The organism is Dietzia sp. B44, from assembly GCF_014145245.1.
Classification (GTDB): Bacteria; Actinomycetota; Actinomycetes; order Mycobacteriales; family Mycobacteriaceae; genus Dietzia; species Dietzia natronolimnaea.
Genome location: NZ_JAALEF010000251.1, coordinates 1 through 1,671 on the forward strand (window position 1 = coordinate 1; position 1,671 = coordinate 1,671).

At 72.8% G+C, this 1,671-nt stretch carries 2 protein-coding genes; both read right to left on the reverse strand.

Going from position 1 to position 1,671, the window contains the following annotated elements:
- A partial coding sequence (locus G6017_RS09110; protein WP_182617048.1) for an amidohydrolase family protein occupies positions 1 to 1,402 on the reverse strand: 1,402 nt, incomplete at its 3' end.
- A 61-nt stretch (positions 1,403 to 1,463) separates the two neighbouring features.
- On the reverse strand, positions 1,464 to 1,671 hold a 208-nt coding region (locus G6017_RS09115), incomplete at its 5' end, for a pyridoxine 5'-phosphate oxidase C-terminal domain-containing protein (RefSeq protein ID WP_277819589.1).

Here is a 1,671-nt window from a genome sequence, read left to right on the forward strand (position 1 = left end):
CCACCGGCCGCGTGTAGGCCGGGGCGAACCCGCGCGCCCGCGCCGAGCGGATCATCCGCTCGGTGAGCTGGGCGTCGGCCTCGTCCGCCAGCGGGTGCAGTGAGCGTGCCCCCTCGGCGACCAGCCGCCCGCCCACGTACACGTGCGTGAGGTTGCGCAGCGAACACGCCAGGACGTACGTGGCCACCGGGTCCCAGATCGGCCCGGTGGCCGGGGCGGTGGGATCCACGACCAGCAGGTCGGCGTGCTTGCCCACCTCGATGCTGCCGATCCGGCCGGACAGGCCGAGCGCCTCCGCGCCACCCAGGGTGTGCATCCGCAGCACCTCGTGCGCGGCCAGGACAGAGGCGTCGGAGTGGACGGCCCGCTGGGTGTAGAGGCCGATGCGCATGTTCTGGAACGGGTCGGAGACGTCGGTGCAGGACTGGTCGTCGAGCCCCATCCCCACCCGGATCCCCGCGGCCCGGTACCCGGCGACGTCGGCGATACCGGATCCCAGCCGGCCGTTGGAGGTGGCCTGCCAGATCACGGCCGAGTCGGTCTCCGCCACGCGGCGGACCATGTGGTCCGTGGGGTGGACGAAGTGGCCGAAGGAGAAGGCGGGGCCCAACACCCCGGCGTGGTCGTACCAGTCGAACTTGGCCCGCTGCACCTCCAGGTGCTCGGCGGTCTCCACGAAGTGCGCCTGGTTGCCCACACGGTGGGTCGCCATGGCGTGCCGTTCGCGTTCGGCGGTGACCGGCGAGGACGACCACTGCACCGACCCGAACACCGATCCGCCCAGATCCAGGTCCCGGGGGACCGTGCGCTGGCGGTGCTCGGTGACGTGGGCGAACGCCTCGAAGCACTCGGCCTCGGGCAGCTGCTCGTCGTCCAGCCGGGTCGAGGTGACGCACCGCAGTCCCGAGTCGGCCTGCGCGTCGATCTGTCGCGTGAGGAACTCGACGTCGTGGACCCGCTCGGCGACCAGGGTGGAGGTGGCGTGGTCGAACACCGCCACCACCCGGCTCTGGGTGAAGTTGTAGGCGCTGGTCACGCCGTTGCGCAGGAAGTCCAGGCAGCCGGCGAGGGTGAACCAGTACAGGTCCTCGGCCTCGGCCCCGACCATCATCTCGCCCATCCGTGAGACCCACCCGTAGAGCGTGTCGTCGGGGGCGATGCCGCGCATCCCGGCGGTGAACAGGTGGCTGTGCGCGGAGACGAACCCGGGCGCCAGGATCGACCCACCCAGGTCGTGGACGGTGCCGGGCAGTCCGGGCGGCGGATCACCGGCACCCAGCGCGGCGATCAGCCCGTCCTCGTCGACGTGGACCCAGCCGTGGAACCACGGCGGGGCGTCGGCTGCAGTCGTTCCCGGGGTCGTCGTCACGGGGATGACGAGCGCATCGGTGAAGGTGATCATGAGGGGTCTCTCGTTCTCGGGGCGGCGGCAAGGGTTGGGCGCGCGCGGTCGGCGCGGCGTGTCAGCCCGGGAGGTCCTCGGCCAGCCAGCCGCCGGGACGCAGGTGGAACCGTCGGCGGTGTGAGGGCGCGTCGGGCTCGCCCCGCCAGAACGTCACCGCCTCGGGCCGCAGGCGGTACCCGGTCCAGGTGTCGGGCGGGTCCTGCGGGGTGGGCCCGTGCCGGGAGACGGTCTCCGCCCACACCTCCCGTCGTCCGGCCGGGGGCAGG